This window comes from Natrinema marinum (assembly GCF_024296685.1).
Taxonomy (GTDB): Archaea; Halobacteriota; Halobacteria; order Halobacteriales; family Natrialbaceae; genus Natrinema; species Natrinema marinum.
Map to the genome: position 1 here is coordinate 2,328,176 of NZ_CP100763.1, position 23,725 is coordinate 2,351,900.

Annotated in this window: 25 protein-coding genes, 1 tRNA gene and 1 pseudogene; 5 read left to right on the forward strand and 22 right to left on the reverse strand. The window is 65.1% G+C overall.

Translation table 11 applies throughout. The features are described 5' to 3' along the window. Positions 1-39 precede the first annotated feature (39 nt). Complete coding sequence (locus NKH51_RS11585; protein ID WP_254761837.1) at positions 40-492, forward strand: universal stress protein; 453 nt, start codon at positions 40-42, stop codon at positions 490-492. A gap of 44 nt (positions 493-536) precedes the next feature. Here the strand turns inward: NKH51_RS11585 and NKH51_RS11590 are convergent, their stop codons facing one another. After that, positions 537-1,196 carry an SOUL family heme-binding protein gene (locus NKH51_RS11590; protein WP_254761838.1) on the reverse strand — a complete coding sequence of 220 codons (660 nt, stop codon included), beginning with the start codon at positions 1,194-1,196 and terminating at the stop codon, positions 537-539. Positions 1,197-1,359: 163 nt separating this feature from the next. Here NKH51_RS11590 and NKH51_RS11595 point away from each other — a divergent pair, with 163 nt between their 5' ends. After that, a complete protein-coding gene (locus NKH51_RS11595) occupies positions 1,360-2,319 on the forward strand; it encodes an ABC transporter ATP-binding protein (protein ID WP_254761839.1) in 960 nt (319 codons plus the stop codon). Between the two features lie 6 nt (positions 2,320-2,325). Here the strand turns inward: NKH51_RS11595 and NKH51_RS11600 are convergent, their stop codons facing one another. After that, a complete protein-coding gene (locus tag NKH51_RS11600; protein WP_254761840.1) occupies positions 2,326-3,531 on the reverse strand; it encodes a COG1361 S-layer family protein in 1,206 nt (401 codons plus the stop codon). A gap of 172 nt (positions 3,532-3,703) precedes the next feature. Here NKH51_RS11600 and NKH51_RS11605 point away from each other — a divergent pair, with 172 nt between their 5' ends. Both NKH51_RS11605 and NKH51_RS11610 read left to right on the forward strand, forming a co-directional pair. Further along, positions 3,704-4,504: an ABC transporter permease gene (locus NKH51_RS11605; RefSeq protein ID WP_254761841.1), complete on the forward strand. Its 801-nt coding sequence runs from the start codon at positions 3,704-3,706 to the stop codon at positions 4,502-4,504. A 59-nt stretch (positions 4,505-4,563) separates the two neighbouring features. Then, complete coding sequence (locus NKH51_RS11610) at positions 4,564-4,758, forward strand: hypothetical protein (RefSeq protein ID WP_254761842.1); 195 nt, start codon at positions 4,564-4,566, stop codon at positions 4,756-4,758. A 21-nt stretch (positions 4,759-4,779) separates the two neighbouring features. Here NKH51_RS11610 and NKH51_RS11615 read toward each other — a convergent pair whose 3' ends face one another. Next, positions 4,780-5,331, reverse strand: coding sequence for an XTP/dITP diphosphatase (locus NKH51_RS11615; RefSeq protein ID WP_254761843.1), 552 nt, complete (start codon positions 5,329-5,331; stop codon positions 4,780-4,782). 67 nt (positions 5,332-5,398) lie between these two features. Continuing rightward, positions 5,399-6,055 (reverse strand): helix-turn-helix domain-containing protein, encoded by a 657-nt coding sequence (locus NKH51_RS11620; protein ID WP_254761844.1) that lies wholly within the window; start codon positions 6,053-6,055, stop codon positions 5,399-5,401. 83 nt (positions 6,056-6,138) lie between these two features. On the opposite strand from NKH51_RS11620, the gene NKH51_RS11625 reads away from it, so the two are divergent. Continuing rightward, positions 6,139-7,803, forward strand: coding sequence for an NADH-quinone oxidoreductase subunit D (locus NKH51_RS11625; protein ID WP_254761845.1), 1,665 nt, complete (start codon positions 6,139-6,141; stop codon positions 7,801-7,803). 36 nt (positions 7,804-7,839) lie between these two features. Here NKH51_RS11625 and NKH51_RS11630 read toward each other — a convergent pair whose 3' ends face one another. From NKH51_RS11630 to tuf, 18 genes and pseudogenes are all read right to left on the reverse strand, one after another. Continuing rightward, positions 7,840-8,124: a DUF5808 domain-containing protein gene (locus tag NKH51_RS11630; protein WP_254761846.1), complete on the reverse strand. Its 285-nt coding sequence runs from the start codon at positions 8,122-8,124 to the stop codon at positions 7,840-7,842. 78 nt (positions 8,125-8,202) lie between these two features. Next, positions 8,203-9,960, reverse strand: coding sequence for a bifunctional N(6)-L-threonylcarbamoyladenine synthase/serine/threonine protein kinase (locus NKH51_RS11635; protein ID WP_254761847.1), 1,758 nt, complete (start codon positions 9,958-9,960; stop codon positions 8,203-8,205). Between the two features lie 62 nt (positions 9,961-10,022). Next, a complete protein-coding gene (locus NKH51_RS11640) occupies positions 10,023-10,157 on the reverse strand; it encodes a 30S ribosomal protein S27ae (protein WP_254761848.1) in 135 nt (44 codons plus the stop codon). After that, complete coding sequence (locus NKH51_RS11645; RefSeq protein WP_254761849.1) at positions 10,158-10,478, reverse strand: 30S ribosomal protein S24e; 321 nt, start codon at positions 10,476-10,478, stop codon at positions 10,158-10,160. A 275-nt stretch (positions 10,479-10,753) separates the two neighbouring features. After that, positions 10,754-11,827, reverse strand: a complete 1,074-nt coding sequence (locus tag NKH51_RS11650; protein ID WP_254761850.1) for a WD40/YVTN/BNR-like repeat-containing protein — start codon at positions 11,825-11,827, stop codon at positions 10,754-10,756. Between the two features lie 206 nt (positions 11,828-12,033). Further along, positions 12,034-12,759: a helix-turn-helix domain-containing protein gene (locus NKH51_RS11655; RefSeq protein WP_254761851.1), complete on the reverse strand. Its 726-nt coding sequence runs from the start codon at positions 12,757-12,759 to the stop codon at positions 12,034-12,036. Between the two features lie 172 nt (positions 12,760-12,931). Then, complete coding sequence (locus NKH51_RS11660) at positions 12,932-14,047, reverse strand: lipid II:glycine glycyltransferase FemX (RefSeq protein ID WP_254761852.1); 1,116 nt, start codon at positions 14,045-14,047, stop codon at positions 12,932-12,934. A gap of 194 nt (positions 14,048-14,241) precedes the next feature. Next, positions 14,242-14,949, reverse strand: a complete 708-nt coding sequence (locus NKH51_RS11665; protein ID WP_254761853.1) for a hypothetical protein — start codon at positions 14,947-14,949, stop codon at positions 14,242-14,244. Between the two features lie 477 nt (positions 14,950-15,426). After that, a pseudogene (locus NKH51_RS11670) lies at positions 15,427-16,160 on the reverse strand (IS6 family transposase). A 216-nt stretch (positions 16,161-16,376) separates the two neighbouring features. After that, positions 16,377-17,057 carry a metal-dependent transcriptional regulator gene (locus NKH51_RS11675; RefSeq protein ID WP_254765150.1) on the reverse strand — a complete coding sequence of 227 codons (681 nt, stop codon included), beginning with the start codon at positions 17,055-17,057 and terminating at the stop codon, positions 16,377-16,379. A gap of 83 nt (positions 17,058-17,140) precedes the next feature. Beyond that, positions 17,141-18,226, reverse strand: coding sequence for a metal ABC transporter permease (locus tag NKH51_RS11680; RefSeq protein ID WP_254761854.1), 1,086 nt, complete (start codon positions 18,224-18,226; stop codon positions 17,141-17,143). Further along, entirely contained in the window at positions 18,223-18,984 is a 762-nt protein-coding gene (locus NKH51_RS11685) for a metal ABC transporter ATP-binding protein (protein ID WP_425606703.1), read from the reverse strand. The genes NKH51_RS11680 and NKH51_RS11685 overlap by 4 nt, the downstream gene beginning before the upstream one ends. Before the next feature lie 59 nt (positions 18,985-19,043). Beyond that, entirely contained in the window at positions 19,044-20,090 is a 1,047-nt protein-coding gene (locus tag NKH51_RS11690; RefSeq protein ID WP_254761856.1) for a metal ABC transporter substrate-binding protein, read from the reverse strand. Between the two features lie 95 nt (positions 20,091-20,185). Next, positions 20,186-20,656 carry a DUF8053 family protein gene (locus tag NKH51_RS11695; RefSeq protein WP_254761857.1) on the reverse strand — a complete coding sequence of 157 codons (471 nt, stop codon included), beginning with the start codon at positions 20,654-20,656 and terminating at the stop codon, positions 20,186-20,188. Between the two features lie 394 nt (positions 20,657-21,050). Then, positions 21,051-21,122: transfer RNA gene (locus tag NKH51_RS11700), tRNA-Ala, on the reverse strand. Between the two features lie 120 nt (positions 21,123-21,242). Next, positions 21,243-21,944 (reverse strand): rhomboid family intramembrane serine protease, encoded by a 702-nt coding sequence (locus NKH51_RS11705; RefSeq protein ID WP_254761858.1) that lies wholly within the window; start codon positions 21,942-21,944, stop codon positions 21,243-21,245. A 163-nt stretch (positions 21,945-22,107) separates the two neighbouring features. Continuing rightward, a complete protein-coding gene (rpsJ, locus tag NKH51_RS11710; RefSeq protein WP_004215311.1) occupies positions 22,108-22,416 on the reverse strand; it encodes a 30S ribosomal protein S10 in 309 nt (102 codons plus the stop codon). Continuing rightward, a complete protein-coding gene (gene tuf, locus NKH51_RS11715) occupies positions 22,417-23,679 on the reverse strand; it encodes a translation elongation factor EF-1 subunit alpha (RefSeq protein WP_254761859.1) in 1,263 nt (420 codons plus the stop codon). Positions 23,680-23,725: the final 46 nt, after the last annotated feature.

Consider the following 23,725-nt stretch of genomic DNA (forward strand, 5'->3'; position numbering starts at 1 on the left):
ACCTGTATCGATTTATCCCTGGTCTGCGATGGACCGACCATGACACGACCGATCCTCGTCGCGTTCGACGAATCGCCACAGGCAACCGCCGCGTTACGCCACGCGCTCTCGACGTACGACGACGCGGAGTTCCACGTTCTCCACGTCAACGACCCGCGAGAGTGGTCATCCGTCGACGGGATCGACGGCATCTTCTACTCGGAGGCCGCCTTCGAGCAGTCCCAGGAAGCCGCCGAGGCGCTGCTCGAGGACGCCGAAGCGATCGCCCGGGAGTACGGCGCGGAGATCGAAACGGCGACCGAGGTCGGAACGGTGGCCGAGACGGTCGTCGACTACGCCCAGGAACACGACGTCGGTCACATCGTCCTCGGGAGCCACGGCCGCCGCGGCCTCTCGCGGTTCCTGCTCGGCAGCGTCGCCGAGCGGATCGCCAAGCGAGCGCCCGTCTCGGTGACGATCATCCGCGAGGAGAACCCGAAAGCCGACGCGTAGGCGTCGACGACCGGCACATGCCGAAGACCGGTTCGGCCGGTCGGCTACTCGGCGGCGGTCCGCCGTCGGTCGCCCCAGAGCCGGTCTTCGGGCGTCTCGAGGGCGACTTCCACCTCGTTGGTTCGCAGGAACGGCGGCGTCCACGGATCGTTGTACTGCAACAACACCGGCGCGTCGCTCGGCTCGATGTCCCGCCGCGAGAGGGCCTCGAGCAGGCGTTCGCGCTGCCGGTCGACGCGGTCGTCGGTCGGGTACCACGAGAACCGTCGCGCCGCGACCGTCCGCGGCGGTTCGACGACGAGTTGCACTGCGGGATCGGTCGGCGTCGGGGCCGTCGCGGGCGAGTACGATGCCGGGAGGTAGAACGCCATCGTCACGCCGCCCCCGTCGGAGTCCGTCCGCACCGGTGTCGTCATCGAGATCGATTCACCGCGGGTCGCCACCGGCGCGGTCATCGCGATGTCCTCGCTTCGCGCGTTCGAGCCGGAGATGTACCGGAAGAGCCGCTGGAACGCCGTCCGCTCGTCGCCGGCCGTCGTCTCGACGAGGACGAGTTGCGGATACCGCCGTATTTCGACGCCGTCGAATCGCTCGAGCGTCTCCGACGGCACGCGTTCGGTCGTCCGGCTGACGTAGACGCCCCAGCCGATCCACGCCGCCAGCAGGCCGCCGGCACCGATCAACAGTCGCCGTATCGATCGCATACGCCCCGGACGACGCCGAGCGGCAAAGCCACGAGGGGTACGTTCACCGGAACGGAACGCTTCGGGCGCTCGGTCGGCTCCCGACGGGGAGCACAACCCAACATCCGCTCCGCGGCGGTCGACCGCTGACAGCTATAAGGCTCGAGCCGTGGTCGTCTCGGCCGTGAGCGACGCCGAAGCCCACCCCGTCGCTGTCGACGGCCTGACGAAGTACTACGGGGACGTACGGGGCGTCGAGGACCTCACGTTCGCCGTCGAGCGCGGGGAGATCTTCGGTTTCCTCGGGCCGAACGGCGCGGGGAAGTCGACGGCGATCCGCGTCCTGCTCGGACTGCTGAAACCGACCGACGGCGAAGCCAGCCTGCTGGGCCGCGATGTCACGAACCGAGAGGAACTGCGGGAGTTGAAACGCCACCTCGGCTACCTGCCCAGCGACGTCACCTTCTACGACCGCGTCACCGGCGCGGAGGTTCTCGACTACTTCGGCCGACTGCGGGGCGACGAGCGCCGTGCGGAACTCGTCGACCGGTTTCCGTCCCCCCTCGAGCGGAAGATCAAGACCTACTCGAGCGGGAACAGACAGAAACTGGCCATCGTCGCGACGTTCATGCACGATCCCGAGCTGGCGATCATGGACGAGCCGACCTCGGGGTTGGACCCGCTCGTCCAGAACGAGTTCTACGAGCTGCTCGAGGAGCGCCGAGCGCGGGGGCGGACGAGCGTCTTCTCCTCGCACGTCCTGAGCGAGGTGCGCCGCGTCTGCGACCGCGTCGGGATCATCAGGAACGGCCGGCTGATCGAACTCGACACGGTCGCGAACATCCTCGCCGAGGGCGGGACGATCGTCACCGTGCGGCTGGCCGAGGAGCCGCCGCCGTCGGCGCTCGAGTTCCCAGGAACGGCGCGCGTCGAGCGCCAGGACGGACGCTATCGGCTCGTCCTCGCGGAAGAGTTCGACGCACTGATCGACCGACTGCACGAGTACACGGTGCTCGATCTCGAGGTCCGCGAGGCGTCCATCGAGGACGTGTTCATGCACTTCTACGGCGATAGCGACGCCGAAGACGGCGCGTCCGCGTCGGCCGGAGACGGCTCCCGACAGGGAACCGCAGGTTCCCACTGATCCGCGTCAGCGCCGGCGAAGCCACCAGACCGCTGCGAGGACGAGGACCACCGCGACGACTGCGAAGGGAGCGACGGAGTCGACGTCGGCTTCCTCATCCGATTCGACGATCGAGACCGGCACCGGTTCCGGGTCCGCGGCCGTCCGTCGGCCGGTTCCGGTGTCGTAGGTGAGCGCGACCGCGGCGCTGGCGGTCGTCTCGATCGCGTCCGTCGACGACTCGAGGGGGAAGCGGACCGTTTCGGACTCGCCGGCCTCGAGCGTTCCGACGTACGCCGTCGGCGACTCGGTCGACAGCGGCGGGCTGACGTTCAGCGCGGCGACGACGCCCGTGACCGAGTCCTCGTCGTCGTTCGTGATCCGCACCGCGTAGATCCCCGTTCCGTCGACGGGAATCTCGCCGGTCACGGGCTCGACATCGAGCGAACGAGAGGCCGTGACCGGAATCCCGAGGACGGCCGGACCGCCGGTCACCACGGTTTCGTCGTCCTCGTCGTCGAACTCGTCATCGTCCTCGTTTTCTTCGTCGTCGAACTCGCCGTCGTTGCCGTCGGTCTCGTTCAGGTCGTCGATCTCGTCGGCAGCGTCCTCTTCGACCGCGTACTGGACGCTCGCATACAGCGGGTACCGTCCCGGTTCGACCTCAGCCGCGGCGAGGTCGACGTCGATGGACTCGGTGTTGCCGGGCCAGATGTCCTCGAGGTAGACCGACTGGACCGCCTGGGACGGGGTCGAGCCGAGCGACAGCGCACCGGCCGGCGCGCGCAGCGTCACGACGACGTCCGTCGCCTGTCGGTCGCCGTCGTTGGTCACCTCGAGGACGACCGTCGCGGCGTCGCTCGCCCGGATGGACTGGTTGTCCGCCACGGCGACGGTGACGTTGGCCTCGGCCGCCCGCGCGATCGGCTCCGTCGTGGCTGCGTCCGCGCTAGTGGCGGTCGGTTGCTCGCCGTTTACCGGCGCTCGGGTTCCGGCTTCGGTCTCGAGCGGCGACTCGTTCGACGGGACGGGTTGCCCCGCAGTCTCGGCCGCGGTTGCGTTTCGGACGCCGGTCTCGTTCTCGGACCGGTCGTCCTGCAGCGCCGGAGGCGGCGGCTCGCGGATGACGACTCCCGCTGCGGCGCTGCTGACCGTCACCAGCGCGAAGAGCACGCAGCAGCCGACGAAGACGGCACGACGCGGCCGACTCGAGCCGCCCGCCTGCCTCATCATGTCACCGCCGGAACGGCGGTGAACGGCATAAAGTGTCGGACCCGTTGCGGGAGCAAACCGCCGGCTTACCGGGCCGTTGCCGGGACAACTGGTGGTTACCCCGAACGGTCCCGGTCGAGCGGGATCGACCTATAAGTCGCAGGCCCTCGTCGGCGACAACGAGGGGCGCGACATGCTCGAGATCACGTCGTTCGAGGCCGGCCGTCGGCTACGGGGCGCGCTGTTGCTCTCGGGCGCGCTGCTCGCGCTGATCGGCCTCACCGTCGGCCTCTTTCCGTCGATTCAGGAGACGGGTGCCGACCTGGACGCCTACCTCGAGTCGCTGCCGCCGGAGGCGACGCGGGCGTTCGTCGGCAACGTGACCACGCTGACGACGATCGAGGGGTACCTCGTCTCGCAACTCTACCAGTTCGGCTGGGTGTTGCTGCTCGCGATCTACTACGCCTATGCGGCCGCCTCGACGGTCGCGGGGGAAGTCGAACGCGGGACGGTGGGGCTGACGCTCTCGCTGCCGGTGACGCGGACGCGACTCGTCGTCGGAAAGTACCTGTCGCTCGTTCCGGGTGTCGTCCTCGTCAACGCGATCACCTTCCTCGGGGTCTATCTCGGGGTGGTGTTCGTCGACGAGTCGATCGACGTGATCGACCTCTTCGCGGTTCACGCGTACTCGATCGCCTACCTGCTCGCCTGTGCCGGCGTCGGACTGCTGGCCTCGGTCGCGTTCGACTCCGTCCGGCGGGCCCAGACCGCCGGGGCCGGGGCGGTCTTCGGGCTGTTCCTCCTCGACACGTTCACGTTCGACACCGATTACGAGTGGCTCGGCGACCTCGCCGCTTCGCGGTACTTCGACCCCGGCGCGATCCTCGTCGACGGAGAGGTCGCGTGGGCCGACCTCTCCGTGCTCCTCGTCGCCGTCGTCGTTCTCGTCGTCGTCAGCAGCGAGTACTTCGAGCGTCGAGACCTCTCGGGCTGAGTCGAGCGAATCGCTGTGCGGGGGCGGATTATTTATTCGAAATCGTCGTCCGTCGAACCATGGATTCACCGGAGAGCGAACGGCGCTGTCACGTGCTCATCGGCATCGCACTGGTCCTGTTGACGATCGGAATCGGCTACGACTTCGTCGTCGGAACGAAACTGGCCGACTTCGTGGTGATCATCGCGGGGCTGTTCATCGGCTGGGTGGCCTTTCTCTACTGTCTCGGCCACGCCTCCGGCTGGGGTGACTGAGGTGCTCGAGCGGCCCGCCGATCACTGGCCGCGCTCGGCGTACCACGCCGCGAATCGCTCGAGCGCCCGGCCCCGGTGGGAGATCGCGTTCTTCTCTTCGGTGCTCATCTCGGCCATCGTCGCCCCGTTGTACTCGAAGATGGGATCGTAGCCGAACCCGCCCTCGCCGCGAGGGGCGACGAGCGTGCCGGCGACCGAGCCTTCGAACGTCTCGGTCTTCTCGCCGTCCGCGTACGCGAGCACGGTCCGGAAGTGCGCGCGGCGGTTCGCTTCGGTCTTCGCGAGCCGCCAGAGGCGCTCGACGCCGACGGTGTCCTCGACGTACGCCGAGTACGGCCCCGGAAACCCGCCCAGCGCGTCGATGAACAGCCCCGCGTCGTCGACCAGGACCGGCTCGTCGCTCCCCAGTTCCTCGAAGGCTTCGCGGGCACCGTGGGTCGCGATCTCGGCGAGCGAGTCGCTCTGGACCTCCGTGTAGTCGTACTCGAACTGTTCGACGGGCTCGATCCCCTCGAGGTAGTCACGCGCCTCGCGGACCTTCCCCTCGTTGCCGGTGACGAATCGGATGGCCATGTTCGGGCGACGGTCCGGCGACGGCAAAGCGTCGTCGGTTGCGACCGAGCCCGATCGGTGCGTCCGCTCACAGCTCGAGACTGTCCATCACCGTCGACTCGGCTTTCCGCAGGTGTTCGGCGGCCGTCCCCGGCGCGCAGTCGAGTTCCGCGGCGACGTCGTCGACGCTCGCCGACCGCGGCACGTCGAAGTAGCCCACTTCGCGAGCGATCCGCAGGGCCTCGCGCTGGCGGGCGGTCAGCGCCCCGACTGCGGCGTCACCGCCGTCGTACTCGCCGACGCGCTCGACGCTCGTCTCGATCCCCTCGGGGATCTCCTCGAGCGCCCGCTGTAGGTCGGCCGGATCGCCGACAACGGAAAAGCGAACCGTCCAGTCGGAGCGGTACTCGAGCGGCGGCAAGGTCACGAGGCTCCCGCGCGTGAAGGTCTCGAGCAGCCGGTCATCGACGTCGTCGGGCACGTCGCGCACGTAGACGGTGAACGACCGGTCGCCGGTCCGCGTGAGCTCGTAGTCGCTCACCCGCCCGGTCTCCGCGAGGGCGGTCTCGTAGACGGTGGGGTCGCCGACGACGTGGAAAATAAAGGCGTTGTCGTCGCCGCCGTCGCCGGTGAAGTTCCCGTGGACCATCCGGTAGGCGTCGAAGGCATCGCTGTCGGCGACGAACCGGTGCATCGGATGGATGGTCTCGGCATCGTACCGAAGCGTGAGCCGAACGGTCTTCACGGGCGGTCGTTCCGGCCCGCGTATATAAATAGCCTAGCGACTGTCGCAGCATCGACTCGGCCGCGCCGTGCGAACGGGCGGTTATGTCATCACGTTCGACGCTCGAGTCCGAACCGGCCGCGGGAGGATCGAATCGGGAGCTCGACCTCGAGGGGCTGCTCGGCGAGACCGTCCTCTCGCGCGACGACCATCTGAACGCGCCGGGCGTCGTGATCCGGCCGGACGATGTACAGGCGGTGCTCGCGACGCTTCGCGACGAGGCCGGCTTCGACCACTGTTCCTGCGTCACCGCCCAGGAGTACCCAGATCGATTCGAGACGATCTATCACCTGAAGTCCTACGACGACCCGACCCGCGAGGCGAGCGTCGTCGTGCCGACGCCGACCGACGAGCCGGTCAGCGAATCCGCCGAGCCGGTCTTCCGGACCGCGGAGTGGCACGAGCGCGAGGCCTACGACCTCGTCGGCCTCGAGTACGAGGACCATCCCGACCTCCGGCGCATCCTGTTGCCCGAAACGTGGCAGGGTCACCCACTCTCGCGGTCCTACGACCAGGAGGGATCGCAGATCGTGACCCTCTCGGAGCACGCGAACCCGCTCGCGGACGACGAGCACGACGCCGCCACGGACACGATGTTTCTCAACATCGGCCCGCACCACCCGTCGACCCACGGCGTCATGCACGTGAAAGCGGTGTTGGACGGCGAGACGGTCATCGACGTCGACCCCGACATCGGCTACATCCACCGCTGCGAAGAACAGCTGTGCCAGCAGGGAACCTACCGCCACCAGATCATGCCCTACCCCGACCGCTGGGACTGGATGTCGGGGCTGTGCAACGAGTGGGCCTACGCCCGCGCTGCCGAAGACCTGGCCGACCTCGAGGTTCCGGAGTACGCGCAGGTCATCCGGACGATGGGCGCGGAACTCTCGCGGCTCGCCTCCCACTTCATCTCGCTTGGCACCTACGCGCTGGATGTCTTCGGCGAGTTCACCGCCACCTTCCAGTATGCAATCCGCGACCGCGAACTCGTCCTCGAACTGCTCGAGGATCTGACCGGCCAGCGGATGATGTACAACTACTTCCGGCTGGGCGGCGTCGCGTGGGACCTTCCCGAACCCCGCGCGGAGTTCATCGCGGAGACGCGGGACTTCTTAGACGGCCTCCCGGCCAAGATCGACGAGTACCACGACCTGCTGGTCACCAACGAGATCTTCCAGCGCCGCTGTATCGACACCGGCGTCCTCGAGCCCGAGACGGCCAAAGCGTACGGCTGCACCGGCCCGGTCGCCCGTGCCTCTGGAATCGATTACGACCTCCGGCGAGACGATCCGTACGGGTATTACGACGACCTCGAGTGGGACGTCGTCACGGAGCCCGACGGCGACAACTACAGCCGCGTGCTCGTCCGGATGCGCGAGGTCGAGGAGTCCGCGAAGCTCGTCGAACAGTGCCTCGATCTGCTCGCCGAGTGGCCCGAAGACGAACGCACGGTACAGAGCAACGTGCCGCGGACGCTCAAGCCGGAGTCCGACACTGAAACGTATCGCGCCGTCGAGGGCGCGAAGGGTGAACTCGGGATCTACATCCGCGCGGACGGCTCCGAGACGCCGGCCCGGTTCAAGATCCGGAGTCCGTGTTTCTCGAACCTCTCCGTGCTCCCCGAGATCGCGGAAGGGGAGTACATCCCGGACCTCGTCGCCGCGATCGGCAGTCTCGACTGTATCATGGGCGAGGTCGATCGCTGACGAGCGCCGAATGACGAGAAATCGAAGGAGCGCAGTTCAGTCGTCCGTATCGTCGACGATGACCTCGACGGGTTCGTCCGCTCGGTCCTCGTCGCCGCCGGACGCGCCCTGTTCTTGCTGCCAGAGGAGGCCGCCGGCAACGAGGACGACGATCCACGATCGCCAGTTGGCGAGGTTCAGGGTGTAGCCGACGCCGAAGGGTTTCTCGACGAGCATTCCCTCGCCTGGCTGCCAGTACGCCGAGAGCATGCGACCGATGCTCGGTCGTTCGAAGTTGTACGGTACCCCGAGAATCTCACCGGAGGTCGGCTTCTCTGCCATGGCAGGTGATACGTCCTCCCCTGATAAAGTAATTGTGTGCTGTGACGACGGCTGCAGGAAGCCGACGGCGGTCAGCGCTCACTCGCCCGACTGGTACCGGCCGCGCCCCTCGACCTCGAGTAGACGCTCCAAGACCCGTTTCTCGCCGACCTCGCGGTAGCCCTCGCGGACCGCCTCGCGGAGCGGTTCGGGATCGTCGGCGGTCCCGACGAGGCTCTGGTCGAAGACGTGCAGGTCCATCGCGTAGTCCTCGACGTGGTCGGTGTGGTAGCCGAGGCCGAAGTCGATGAGGTAGGTTCGACGCCCATCGCGCTCGCGGCCGTCGGCCGCTCGCTCGTCCGGTGGGCCGTCGCGTCCCGCACGCCCCACCCTGACGTTTCGCGTCGTCGGATCCCCGTGGACGAACCCCGCGCGGTGAAGCCGCGCGAGGTGCCGACCCACGTCGCGGACCCGCTCGGCGGTCAGCCCGTCTCGCAGGTCGCGCTCGCCGACGTACTCGAGTTCGAGGCGCGCTTCCATCGGATCGATGTCTGAGAGAACCGGCGTCGGGACCCCCTCGCGGCGAGCCAGGCTGGTGAGGCGGGCCTCGAGCGTCGTCCGCTCGCGACGGAGCCGCTCGTCGAGTTCGGGATGGCGGTAGCGTTTTGCCTCGCGCCGTTTCGCGACCCGGCCCGCGTCCGGCTCGAGGTCGACCAGCGCCTCGGCCCCGCGAACCCGTGGATCGTCGTCTCCGCCAACGGCGCGGCCGGCAGCGAGCGCTGGCTCGTCGGCGTGCTCGCGGTTCCGTCCGTCACCGTTCGCTGTTCCGAGGCCCTCGCTTCGCCCGGACCTCGTGCGCCACGTCACTGGCACTTGATCCGGTCGGAAGTCGGGGTCGACGCGCGACGCCTCGAGGTCGAGCGTGTCGCCGGCATCGTACATCTTCGCGCCGAGCACCGCGATCATCCCGGCGTTGTCCCGCAGGAATCGGGGGTCGGGGGCGTGAAAGTCGGCTCCGCGCTGGGCACACATCTCCGCGAGCATCTCGCGCAGGCGGGCGTTCTGGCCGACACCGCCGCCGAGCACGAGTTCGTCGCTGCCCGTCAGCGAGAGGGCACGTTCCGACACCTCGGTCAGCATGCCGAAGATCGTTTCCTGCAGGGAGAAACAGACGTCCTCGACCGGCACGTCGTCATCGTATCGCTGCTTGGCGGCGCTCATGATCCCAGAGAAGGAGAAATCCATCCCCTTGACGACGTAGGGGAGGTCGACGTACTCGCCGTCTTTCGCCGCTTCCTCGACCTTCGGTCCGCCGGGATGGGACCAGCCGACGTGGCGGGTGAACTTGTCGATGGCGTTGCCGACACCGGTGTCCATCGTCTCCCCGAGGACGCGGTAGCGGCCGTCGCGGTAGGCCAGCAGGTGGGCGTTGGCCCCGCTGGCGTTGAGACAGACCGGGGAATCGAATCCAGAGGTGTGCCGGCCGATCTCGAGGTGGGCGACCATGTGGTTGACGCCGACCAGCGGCACCTCGAGGGCCTGGCTCAGCGCTCGAGCGGCGGTACCGACGACGCGAAGGCAGGGCCCGAGTCCGGGGCCACGGGAGAAGGCGACCGCGTCAACCGGCGGCTCCGTCGCCCGTCCGTCGTGGGTCTCGCGGGCGTGCTCCAAGGCAGTCTCGACGACCTGTGGGATCGCGTCGTGCATGTGTTCTGACGCCTCACGAGGGTGGATGCCGCCGCTTTCGGGCTGGTAGGCGTCGCTCTCGATGAACACGTCGTCGGTTGCGGCGTCGAAAACCGCCGCGCTGGCCGCCCAGGCGGTGCCTTCGATGCCGAGGATTCGGGTATCAGTCACGGCTGAAAACGGTTATCGGCGTTCGAGGCATCTCGGTACGATCGGGAGGGCGGCGTATCGCCTTACTCCCACTCGGTGTAGCTGCACTTCCCGCAGTGCTTGCGGTCGCCGTGGTCGGCGAGGAAGACGTCGCCACAGCGCGGGCAGAGTTCGCCCTCGGTGCTGCCGTCGTCGCCGTAGAGATCGTAGTGTGCCATTTAGGCTTCCTCCGCTTCGGGTTCGGCCTCGGCCTCTTCCTCGGCACCGATCTTGTTGCGCTCGAGCATGTGGTCTTGCTCGACCTCGCGGGCGTAGTCGGCGGTGTCGTAGACCTTCGCTTGGCCGACGGTCTTGCGCATTCCAAACTTGGTGTCGAGTTTGCGGATGACGACCTCGTCGGCGTCCTTGTTCAGTTTCGCGGCGAGGCTGTCCCGGACCTGCAGTCGCTCGGGGGTGGCGTCCTCGTGGGACAGTTCGAAGGTCACGTCGGTCCGATGCAACATGGGGTTCTCCTCTTCGGAGATGATGTCGACGTCCATGATATCACTCAGTTACCCTACTATCCCCGTGTAGCGCCTAAAAGGATTTCGAAGCGCCCACCCGCTCGCCGCTGCCGTGTAGCGGTGTGCGGTCGTCGGTTCGGCGCTTGAGGCGAGCGGTCCGGGAGCGGCTGTCGGCACGGGATTCGCGACGACTCGGAGACGACCCACTCGAGGTACCAGCGAGTTCGATAGGCGAGATCGAAGTCTGACCGACTCGGTTCGTTCGTCTCGGTGAGGCGGTTCCGTGACCGCAGCACACGCGTTCCGAACGTTCAGGGAAGCGCCACGAGCCCGCGCGGCGTCTGCCCCTCGAGCTCCGCGTCCCGACCGATCCCGAGCTGCACCCACGAGTCGCCGAAGTCCCGCGTGACGAAGAGCCCGCGGTTGGTCACCGCGTAAACGACCCCCGGTTGGCCGGTGGTCGCGAACGTCGCTCGAACGACGCCCTCACCGGTCGGCAGCCCGCAGCCCGCAAGGCGCTCCCACTCTTTCCCGCCGTCGCGGCGATAGACGTACGAGTCCGCCCGGCTCGCGGCGTGGGCCGACCACGCGCCGCGTGCACTGGAGACGAGGACTCGATCCGGGTCACCGGGGTCGGGGACGACCGACCAGCAGTAGCGGTGTGCGAGGCCGTCCTGTGGTCGCCGCCAGGACCGGCCGCCGTCGTCGCTCTCCGCGTAGCCGTCGCCGGCCGCGGCGTAGACCCGCCCCTCCCGATCGGGATGGGTCGCGAGACTGTGATTATCTCGGCGGGAGCCGTCGGGCCGCTCGCGCCAGGTCTCGCCGCCGTCGGGCGTGTAGACGAACGCACCGGCCTCGATCCCGACGGAGAGGCGGTCGGGATCGAACGGGTCGACCTCGAGCCAGCGGACGTGGTGGGTGTGTGGCCGCGGCGGGAACGACCACTCGTCGGCCGACGGGAGGTCGGTCAGCCCCTCGAGACGAATCCAGGAGTCGCCGCCGTCGCGCGAGCGGTAGATCCGACTCGGTTCGGTGCCGGCGTAGACGACCCGTGGATCGTGCGGGCTGATAGTCAGCGACGTTATGCGGTCGTTCCGGGGACCCACATCGCTCTCGTGCGCTCCGTTCGTGGCCGTCGAGTCGGTCCCGGCCCCTGCTCGAAACTCGGTCTCGAGGCGATGGAACGTCTCGCCGCCGTCGGTGCTTCGCAAGCAGCCATCCTCGACGGTGCCAACGAACACGCGTTCTGGCGCGTCGGGACGGGCCACGACGCACTCGAGGTCGACGCCCTCGAGACCGGTAGTCGTCGTCCAGTCGCCGGGTTCGGAGCCGTCCCCGGTGCAGACGAGCAGTCGGTCCTCGAGTGCGACGTATACCGTTGCCATACGGAGGCTACGCGCCCGAGCCGAATACCAGCTACGTCGATCCCACCGCCCGTCACACGTCGCAGTGTCCCATCTCGTCGAGCGTCGGCGGTCGTACCAGCCGGTCTCGAGACGCGTAGACGACGGCAAGCGATGACGAGCTGCGGCTGCCGGTGATCGGGTGTCCCCCCTGCGCACCCTGGCTCACCGGCGACGGGAATCGGCCGCTATCGTGGCGGACTCGTCGGTGCCGCACCCCGGGTCCGTTCGGCCTCGGCCGACTGCTCCTCGCTCTCGCCGGTAATGAGCGTCGACATGAGGCGTGCTTCGATCCGGCGGAGGTGCTGTCCGACGGTCCCCGCAGAGCAGTCGAGGCGGGCGGCGATATCTTCGTAGGTCACCTGTCGTGGCTCCTCGTAGTAGCCTTCCTCGACGGCGACGCGGAGCACCTCCCGCTGGCGGTCCGTCAAGTCCGCGAACGGGCGGTTGTCGGACGGATCGTAGTTTCCAAGCGCCTCGATTTCGACATCGGCGATCGCTTCGGTCTCCTCGATGATGTGGCGCAGCGATTCCTCGCGGCCGATCTCCGTGACCCGGAGTGATCGGTTTTCCGGCCCCGTGTACTCGAGCGGATAATCCAGGACTCCCGCGTGTCGCCGGTGGATCGCCAACAACTCGTGAGTGAGGTCACTCGGCCGGTAATGTAGCTGAAGGATCATCGTTTCGCCGGCGTCGGTGAGCTGGTAGTCGACGACATTCGACCCGCTCTGCTCGAGCGCATTTCGAACGGTCGACTTGTCACCGCGAACTACCTTGTGAGAGATTATCGTCCCATCGCTCAGTTGGTCGATGTTCTGGATAGACTCGAACGTAACCCCCAGTTCACGGAGACGCTCCGCCCCCTGGTCGAAGTATCCCCGTGGTGGTTTGATAACGTACGTCACGTATCGCATACAACCTAATTATACGCTTCTAATTAAAAACAGTTGTGACCATGAAGTGGTTAATTGAATAACAAGAAGTTAGTTCAAAATATGCTCTGAAAGGGTATCGACCGCATACTCATGGGCCCATCGGCCGTCGATTACGGAATCGGTTATCGGTTCAGGCCGTGGGGAACCAGCCCTACGCGTAGTAGGGCCAGTAGAGCGACCGGCCCGTTTTCACCAGCCGCCAGAGCGGACTACAGCCGCGCTCCCAGACGAGGACCGGGACGGCTCGTCCGCCGAATCCCTCCTTGAACCGGAAGACGCCGTCGTCGAAGTTCGTGTTCGTGCTCCCGAAGTCGTACGTCTCGTACCCGTGCTCGATCCCCCACTGAAAGACGTGATCGTAGAGGAGTTCCGACGCGTGATCGTCGAAATACGCCTGTGGAACGGCGGCGAAGAAACCGTGAATCGCGTCGCGCTCGTCGTCGAGCAACTCGAGCATCCCGCCCGCGTACTCGCCATCGATGCGGATCGTCAGCAACAGGAGTCGGTCGTCCATCGCCTGGAGCGACTCGAAGAAGGAGAACGGGTAGACCTCGCCGCCGACGCGGTTCATAACGCGTTCGTACGTCCGATGGAACCGACGCAGGTTCTCGCGCGTGATTTCCTCCGCAACGATCTCGTACTCGGTGTCGCGGCCGCGCTCGATCCCCCGCCGGCGGCTCCGGCTCATGTCGGCGAGGATCTCGTCGTGGCCCTTGGTCAGATCGAGCAGAAACCGACACTCGCGGCGATGCGGGCGATAGCCGTGGGTCTGCAGTTCGTCGTTGTATCGGAGGTAGCTCGTATCGAGTCCACGGATCTGGTGTACGATCGTCCGTCCGCGACAGAGCTCCGGAGCGGTTTCGATCACGCGCTCGAGGGAGGCTTTCGTATCAGTCGGAAGCAGCGGCCCCCCGAAACCGGGATACAGCGACGACAGCCGGTCGAACGGCGTCTTCTCGATTCCCACGACGAAGTTCGGTAGCAGGCCGATCGTGTTGCCGTCCTTGGTCACTACCTGATGTCTGGCCGGATAGTCAAGTCCCGTCTCGATCGCGTCGACCCACTCGTAGCGGTGAAAGACGCTTCCCCGACTCGAGCGCTCGACGATCCCGTTCCACTCGGATCGGCCGACTGCATCGACCGAGTCGACGACCCGTACCTCGAGAGTCGACTCGTCCGTTGCCGTGGACCGCCCGTACTGGTTCGCGAACAGCGAGCCGATCCGCTGGAGGCTCGAGCGAGCACTGCCGCCGGTCTTTTGTGCCATTGCCGGACCCAACGCCGGGCTCCCTATTTGGTAGTCCGTCCATTATGACCCGGATCGAAGACGGTAACGACCGCCAACCGATTCGCGCGGCCGCCGTCCGTCGATGGGCCGTCGAGAGGCGGACACCGGGTCGCCGACGAGGAGAAAGCCACCGTCGTTAGTCGATCGATGGCGTCCGGCACACCGATACCGGATTACAGCGACCGAACGAGAAACGCGCCCATGAGGACGACGATTGCGTTGAAGACGATCAGCGCGCCGACGTACGTCTGTGCCATGACGTTCGACCCGTCGGCCAGCGACAGGAACTGTCCACCTGCGAGGACGAACGCGACGAAGAGCACGTAGACGAGCGTCTTGTGGACGGCGTCCTTCCGCACCCGCTTGCTTGTGAGGGGGATCCGGTACTCGATCCGCTGGACCGTCTGGAGGACGGCGATCGACCCCTGACGGCTCGAGCGGCGGCCGAGCGATCGCTTGATCTGATACCAGATGTCGAGGTGCTCTGGCGCGATCTGGTGGCCGTAGATGATGAGGTGATCGTAGTTCTGGAAGATCGACCGCAGCTGCTTGTGGATCCACTCCTTCGAGCCGGCGTTTAAGTTGTGGATGATCTTGACGCCGATGCAGTCGTCGATAACGAGGTCGCACTTCGCCGTCCGTTTTGGAATCGAGATCGAGTCCGCGAACGGGCTGTGTGATGTCTCTCGCAGATACTGACGGATGAATCGCCGGAGGCTGTACCGGACGTACTCTTGTGACCCAGTGTCGTATCTGTCGATCCAGGTCTCGACGCCACGGACCACTTCGTCGCGGAGACCGTCGCGATCGGTCGGGATCGGACGATCGACTGGAGATCGGTTCGTCGATCGGTGGGGAATCGGGGGTGCTGAGTAACTCATGGGGAATCGTGTCTCACAACCGTCGTGAGGTGGTCAATCGCCGGTGTGTTGTTCTCGTATCAGTACCTGTTCGCTTTCTATCTCTCCCTTTCTTCTCCACCATAGAAAAGATATCGGCTAGATGATGTTCAGAACTGTTGATCGGTCAAAAGGCAATCTACTAGGCCTCTAGACGCTGTTTAGAAGTATAATGTAAATTTTAAACGAATATACACCGTGTTGCAGTGTATTACGAAATCCGAACCGATTTTCCGACACTCATCGGTTCCTCTCGGTCGATACACCCCTCGTTTCCTCGGCAAGTCGACCTGGGTATCAGTTCCCGACTCGAGGCGGTCGTCGGCAGCATTCGATCTAGATACTTTCCGCGTGGAGAGGCACTGTCCAGTTTAGCACCTCCACCGGCGGTTGTTTGTTGAGTGACTGGTGCGGTCGCTGTGTGTTATGGTAGTGGACAAATTGTTCAAGCGGCACTGTCTAGTTCTGCACCTCCTCGACTGGTACGTTTCCATCGAGAGCCTGATGCGGTCTCTGGTGGTTGTAGTAATGCGCGAACTGTTCAAGCCATTCTCTGGTGCTGGCCCGACTGCCAACCCAGGAATTATGGAAGCGGTTGATCCGCATTTTGAGGGTATGAAACCACTTTTCGAGGTGGTTTCGATCAACGTAGTCGAGGTGACCGCTCAACCCTACTCGAGAGAGGGCAGTCAGACAGCCAGCACCATCGACGAGAAACTCAGCGCCGGAGAGACCGTGGTTCTGGGCGAGTCCATGCAGAAACGCAGCAGCTGGATCGGTGCCTCGCCGACCAAAGGGTGCGACATCGAGAATGAGTTTCGTGTCGAGGTCTATTGCAGCGTACGTCCAAGGTCGATCGCCGTTACTCCTGACAGCGGTTTCGTCAATCGCGACCCGCGACGGCGAAGCCGTCCTCAGAACATGAGGTGTTCTGATGGGCCGCACGAGAGCGAAGCTCTCGTGGACGTCGGCGGGTTTGGCACGCTGTCAGCCAGCCGATGTACCCAGTGCCAGATTGCTTGATGAAAGCGTTCAGCGCCGAGTGAGCGACGAATTGCTCGTGTCTCCCGAAGCGAACATCCGATCGCGTAGAGCCGGACGGCGAACGCCCTGACGGGCGTCTCCGTCCGCTCTCGCTCCAAACAGTCATCAAATACCGCCGCGTAGCTCTCGCTGAGCAGGTCTGCGAGCATTGTTCCAAACTACCTCTACGACCTGCTCGCTTCTCAAACTGCGCTACCTAGACGGTGCCGTCGTGCTGTTACTGACAGAGATTGAGCAGTTGGCGAACGCGCTGCTGCATACTGTGCGCGAATGCGGCACGAGGTCGTGACCGATTCACGAAAGTAGTGATTGCTCAGTACAGAAGTTGAATCTATCAGGATCACATCTCGGAGGTATGTCCAGCCCTACACCTCGACACCGTTCGCGGCGGTCGCCGGGGCGACCTCGATAAGCTGGGCGATCTCTTCCGGAAGGCTCTGCTCGCCCGTCGGTGTCTCGACGGTTACCATCCCGAACGGCGCGATGTCGACTACCGTGAGTTGGACCTCCGGGCGAACGCCGGCATCGGCGAGGTACCGCAGTTCCGCGTCGCCTTGGTGGCGAATCCGCCCGACAGTCACGCGCTCGCCCTCGTCGACGTCGGCGAGACGGATGGTTTCGCTCTCCTTGGGAAAGGACAGGTCGGCGTCGGGGATCGGATCGCCGTGCGGATCGACCGGGGGGTTGCCCAGTGCCTCGGCGATGCGGTCGGTCAGTTCCTTGGAGACGTGGTGCTCAAGTTTGTCGGCCTCGTCGTGGACGTCGGCCCAGTCGTAGTCGAGGAGTTCGGTCAAGAACGCTTCGAGAAGACGGTGGTGCCGGAGGATCTCGAGCGCAACGAGTTCGCCTTCCTCCGTGAGCGTCACACCCTTGTACTCCTCGCGGTCGACCAAGCCGCGTTCTTCGAGCTTTTTCAGCATGGAGGAAACGGTCGGTGCGGTGACCTCGAGATGGTCGGCGAGAGCAGAGGTCGACACCCGCCCGTCGCTGGTGTTCTCAATGGCGTGGATCGTCTTGATGTAGTCCTCCATGACCGCGCTCAGCATTCCTTTCGAGACATTCGACTGACCTCCCTTGTCGCTTCGGGTGCGACCGTCGTCTGGCGAGTCGCTATCGCTGGTTGCGACCATCACCTATCCCCCGTCCCGGTACCGACATCGGCGCTGTCGGCCTCGATGCTACCCATGTCGGGCATAGCCTGTTCACCGCGGGCGGACTGGATCTTGCCCAGCGCGACGGCACAAATGTAGATTCCAACGGCGACGAGAACGATGACCCCACCGGCCGTGACACCACCGTAATAGGCGATGGCGATACCTAGCAACACCGAAATTTCTGCGAGAACGACCGAGACGACGAGCGATTCGGAGAAACTTCGGGACACCTGAGTCGCGCCTGCTACTGGGACCACGAGCATCGCCGCGACGAGGATGACGCCCATGATCTGCATCGCACCGACGACGACCATCGCCGTCAGCATCACCATCACACGGTTGTACCAGTTCACCGAGATTCCGGAGACGGCGGCCGCGGTCTCATCGAAGGTTACGTACAGGAGCTGGTTGCGCGTCACGGCCACCGTCCCGACGATGACGGCGAACAGCACCAAGAGGATAGCCGCGCTCTGGGGCGACACCGTGGCGAGATTGCCAAAGAGAAACTGGTTGACGCCGACGGCGAGCCCACCCGCGTTGAGGCTGATGAGTGTCGTTCCGAGCGCGAACCCAGTCGACAGGACGATGGCCATCGAGACGTCGTTGTAGGCGTCCGTGGTCTCGGAAATGAGCTCGATGAACAGCGCGGCGATCATCGCCACGACGACGGCGGTGAGGTACGGCGAGACGCCGAGGTCGATGACGGCGTTCAGGAACAGGCCCACGGCAACGCCGGCGAAAGCAGTGTGGGCCAGCGCGTCGCCGATGAGCGCGAGCTGTCGGTGGACGAGGAACGTCCCGATGAGCGGCGCCATCACGCCGACGCAGAGCCCGACGAGGATCGCCCGGTGCATGAACCGATAGCGCCGGTTCAGCATCTCCAGGCCCGTCAGGTAGTACGCCCAGTCCATCAGCCAGTACCACTGCTCTAAGACCCACAGGAGGACGCCGAAGACGAACTCGCCGACGGCGCCCAGTCCGCTCTGCAGCGGGAGGGCCACCGACGGATCCACGCCGGCGAGCCCGCCCGCCGCGAGCGCGGCGACCACGCTCGCGCTCATCCGTCCACCCCCGCGAGGGACCGCGCACCGGCGCCGAACGCCCGGGCCAGCGCGTCGCTGTCAACGAACTCGTCGGTCGGCCCGTCGAAGTACACCTCGCGGTTCAGGCAGACCACGCGGTCGGCGTGCTCGACGACCGCCCCGAGGTCGTGTTCGATGAGAAGGACGGTGATCCCTCCGGCGTTCAACTCCGCCAGCAGGTCGTAGAAGGCGTCGACCGACTCGGCGTCGACGCCGACGGTCGGCTCGTCCAGGACGAGCAGGTCGGCCTCGCCCGCCAGCGCCCGCGCGATGAACGCGCGCTGGCGCTGGCCGCCCGACAGTTGCGTGACGCGCCGGTCGGCGAACGCCGTCATCCCGACGGTCGCGAGCGCGTCGTCGACGATGGCCCAGTCCTCCTCGGAGAGGCGGCCGAATCCGACGTGGGGGAACCGCCCCATCTTCACCACCTCGCGGACGGTGATCGGCATCTCCTTCGCGGCGCTGGCATGCTGGGCGACGTAGCCGACCCGTTCGCCGTTGTCGAAGCGGTCGGCGCGCTCGCCGAACAGGCGGGCCCGTCCCGCGTCGGGTTCGAGCAGCCCCAACATGAGCTGCATCAGTGTCGACTTCCCGGAGCCGTTCGGCCCCACGATGGCGACGTACTCACCCGGGTCGATCGTCAGCGAAACGTCCTCGATCACGGGTGCCGCTGTGTAACCGAAGGTGACGTCCGAGACGTCGATGACCGTCTCGCTCGCTGTGGCGTCCGAATCCATCGCGGCGGTTGTCTGCTCGTCTGTGCCGGCTGCGCTCCCGGAATCGGCATCTTGCGTGCTCATAATGGTTCGAAGTTCCGCCACTGCTCCAGCCAGTCCTCCGACGGGGCTGCGTCTTCGGGTGTCTTGTTGCCGAGGACGATCTCGAACGTGGGCATGTTGATGTTGTAAGCGATCTCTTCATAGCCCCAGTTCTCCTCGACCCACTCCTCACGGACGCCCGCATACGGCGTTACCGGGAAGTACGCCTCCACAGCTGTCTCGCGGACAAGTTGCTGAGCCGGGCGTTGGGACTCAAAGACGCCGTTGGCGATGTACTGGATGTCGTTCTCGCGGATGACTCTCTCCGCCTCGCGGATGTCCGCGGGCTTGACATCGCCGCTCGCCGCGAGGTTCGTTACTAGCGGCCGCATGCGAACGCCGTATCGTGTACCGATGTACTGGAAGGCGTTGTGTGCGGCCAGTTGAACGATGTCGCGCTCAGTTCGGTCGAAGATAGTCTGGTAATCCGAATCGATACGGTCGAGTACCTCGGACTTGTACGTCTCGGCGTTCTCGCGGAAGGTGTCGGCGTGTTCCGGGACGACCTTGGCAAACCCCTTGCCGATGTTGTCGACGGACTGCTTTGCACGCCGGGGATCCAGCCAGAAGTGCGGGTCCTTCCCGCGTTGAGCGCCGACACCCTCCTCCTCGCGATCGAGGGTCGCGGCGAGGTCCACCAGGTCGATGTCCTCCCGGACGTTGATCAGTGCCGTCTCTACGTCGTCGCCCTCGATCGTCTCGATGGCACGGTCGGCCCAGGGCTGGAAGTCCTCCCCGACGTGAACGAACGCGTCCGCCTCGATGATGCGCTGGGTGATACTGGCGTTTGGCTCCCAACCGTGGCCGTGCAGCCCCGTCGGGACGAGGTTCTCCACCGTCAGCGGAGTCCCATCGGCGATCTGCCGGCCGAAGTCGAAGAAGCTGAAGAACGAGGCCACGGCGACTGGTCCGTCGCTTCCGTAGTCACTCGCGGACTCTTCCGGTGCGTTCGGCAGTGCTGTGCACCCGGCCAGTCCCACCAGTACCGCCGTACCGCCTGCGCGTAGCGCGTCTCGTCGCGTCACTGCTTGTCCGTCACATGATTTTTGTAACATAATAGTGTCCAAAGATCTCGATTAGCCTTGTCTAAACCTCAGTTTGTCACACCCGCATGTATAGATTATGGTTTTAGAAACCTGATGGTGTGAATTCTATCTCGGGATGCAGAATATGCGTGAAGAACAACTGGCGGCAGAGTAGTGCGAAAAATCTCGAGGATTGTCGTCTCTATGTCCTCGTCGTCGACCAATCCAAGCGCCCGAAGCTCGCTCTTCGGAAGCACAACACCGCCCGACGTACGACCAACTTGTATCAATTCGCTATGTTGTCGTGTCCGGTCGATCGCGGCATCGTGTGGCTCGCCTTCGTGTGTCTCGCCGGTCGCGTGGCACATCTCGTGTCCGTCGTCAGGACTGCCGTCAGTCGACTCGACGCTGATCAACTCGAGGAAGTCGGCCTTCCGGAGCGCACAGAGATAAGCGCACGGCACGTCGTGGTACTGCCAGCCCTTGCAGTCGCATCGACCGATGTACTCGTCGTCCTCGAGACCGAGCGCGCAGTAGTGGACGTCCTCGCCGTCTCTGAGTGTCACCTTGTAGCCGAACCGGCCGAACGACTTGACCAGTGCCTCTCGTGGGTCCGCTCGAGTCCATGACCCCGTCTTACCGTCGCATTCAGTCAGGAAGTCGAGAGGTCCACCGTCCGAGGGAGATCGAAAGGTACTCACGCTGAACACCCCGATTTCCTTCGATCTAATCGGCAGACGGCGTCGACCCGGTCAAGTTCGAGGGCATGACTCGGATTTTTCCCTGTTTATTCCGGCGGGAGCGCTCGAGCAAATTGTCTACGCGAAGACTAACGATACGACTAAACGAATAATTCGAAACGTCAAAATATCTGAATGAGCTCGTCGGGATTGAGCAAACCCGAAGGGTTTGCGATGTTCGACGAGTCCGCGACTGAACGAGCGAAGCGATGTGAAGAAGTGGACTCGTCGGGATTTGAACCCGAGGCCTCTTCCTTGCGAAGGAAGCGATCTACCACTGATCTACGAGCCCTCGCACGTTCTTACCCGCGGTCTCTATTTGAGGCTTGTGTTTCGGGAGCGGAGCGGGACACCGACCCACGGAGGACGCTCGAGCGGGCTACCCGAACACGGCCTCGGAGTTCGCAGTCGGTCAGGCGGCCGTTCGATCGCCGGTCGGCGGGTCGACGGCGAGGATGCGAGTGCGGCCCGCGAGCAGGCCGACGAGAAGGCCGGTGAAGTGGGCGATCAGCGCGACGCCGGGCGAGGCGGTCGCGAAGGTAAGCGCGACCGCGAGGCCGACGAACACGAGGATCGAGAGCCAGCGCGGGACATCGACGAACGACGCGAGACCGGACGAGAGCCGGTTCGACGCGACGAGATAGCCGAGCAGGGCGAAGACGGCGCCGCTGGCACCGAGAACGCCCGCTGTCGGCACAACGGGGACGAACGGTATCGCCGCGAGGAGGCCAGTCAGAACGATCTGTGTGACGCCGGCGATCGCGCCCGTCGCCGCGAAAAACGCGTGAAACCGCCCGCGCGTCGTCGCCCGCGCGACCGGCCAGCCGAAGACGACCAGCGCGACGCTGTTCGAAACGAGGTGGCCCAATCCGGAGTGTGCGTAGACGCTCGTGACGATCGTCCACGGGTTCGTCGAAAGCGGCGGGGCGAGGACGAACAGCCCGCCCATGACGCCGACGAGCGCCGTGAGCCACTGGACGACCGCCACGAGGACGAAGACGACGAGCAACTCGAGCACCGGTGCGATCGACCCGGGCTCGGGCTCGTCGTCCGTACTGGAATCGGGCCGCACGTACAGCTCCGACTGAGACCGTGACCGCGAGCGCCTCGGCATAGGTCCCGTTGGGACGGCAAGAGACAAAAGTCTCGGTGCAGGCCGGCGAGGTGCAGACGGCTCCGATCAGCGTGTCCGGACCGCCAGCGCGGTCGCTATCGAACGGAGTTCCGTGTCCGCAAAAACGGTGATCTCCCGCACTCGAGTCGCGATCGATCGATCCTCAGTCTTCGAGGACGATCTCGATCGAGACGTCGTTCGGCACCTGAATGCGCATGAGCTGTCGGAGTGCGCGTTCGTCGGCGTCCAGGTCGATCAGGCGCTTGTGGACGCGCATCTCCCAGTGCTCCCACGTGGCGGTGCCCTCGCCGTCAGGCGACTTCCGGGTCGGCACCTCGAGGGTCTTCGTCGGCAGCGGGATCGGACCGCTCAGGTTGACGCCGGTGTTGTTCGCGATCTCGCGGACGTCGTCGCAGATGTCGTCTAGGTCGTCTGGACTCGTGCCCGCGAGTCGAACGCGTGCCTGCTGCATTTATTTCTCGTGGACTTCGAGGACCTTGCCGGCGGCGATGGTCTGACCCATGTCGCGGATGGCGAAGCTCCCGAGTTCGGGAATCTCGCTGGACGGCTCGATGCTGAGGGGCTTTTGCGGTCGGATGGTGACCACAGCAGCGTCACCCGACTGGATGAAGTCGGGGTTCTCCTCGGCGACCTCGCCGCTCGAGGGGTCCATCTTCTTGTCGATGGACTCGATCGTACAGGCGACCTGGGCCGTGTGGGCGTGGAAGACCGGGGTGTAACCGGCCGTGATCACGGACGGGTGCTGCATGACGACGACCTGTGCCTGGAACGTCTCGGCGACGCTCGGTGGGTCGTCGGCGGGGCCACAGACGTCACCGCGGCGGATGTCGTCCTTGCCGATGCCGCGGACGTTGAATCCGACGTTGTCACCGGGCTCGGCTTTGGGCACCTCTTCGTGGTGCATCTCGATGGTCTTGACTTCGCCGCCCACGTCGCTGGGCTGGAAGGAGACATCGTCGCCGGTGTTCATGATACCGGTCTCGATTCGTCCGACAGGGACGGTACCGATACCCGAAATCGTGTAGACGTCCTGGATGGGGAGTCGGAGCGGCGCGTCCGTCGGCGGCTCCGGCTCGGGCAGGTCGTTCAGGGCCTCGAGCAGGATCTCGCCGTCGTACCACGGCGTGTTGTCCGAGCGCTCGGCGATGTTGTCGCCCTCGAACGCCGAAATTGGGATGAACGAGGCGTCGTCGGTGTTGAACTGGACCTGCTTGAGCAGCTGGGTCACTTCGTCGACGACGTCGTTGTACGTCGACTCCTCGTAGTCGACGATGTCCATCTTGTTGATGCCGACGATGAGTTCGTCGATACCGAGGGTGCGAGCCAGGAAGACGTGCTCCTGGGTCTGGGGCGCGACGCCGTCGTCAGCGGCGACGACGAGAACGGCGTTGTCCGCCTGGGATGCGCCCGTGATCATGTTCTTCACGAAGTCCCGGTGGCCGGGACAGTCGACGATGGTGAAGTCGTAGGCGTCCGTGGAGAACTCCTGGTGGGCGATGTCGATGGTGACACCGCGCTCTCGCTCCTCGGCGAGGTTGTCCATGACGTAGGCGAACTCGAAGCCGCCCTTGCCTTTCTCCTCGGCTTCCTCGCGGTGCTGTTCGATGACGTGCTCGGGTACGCTCCCCGTCTCGTAGAGGAGTCGCCCCACGAGCGTACTCTTCCCGTGGTCAACGTGACCGATGATGGCCAGGTTCTGGTGTTGGTCGCTCATTGTTGTAGCTCACGCGCAGAGGCGCTTATATCGGTCTCTTTGGCTC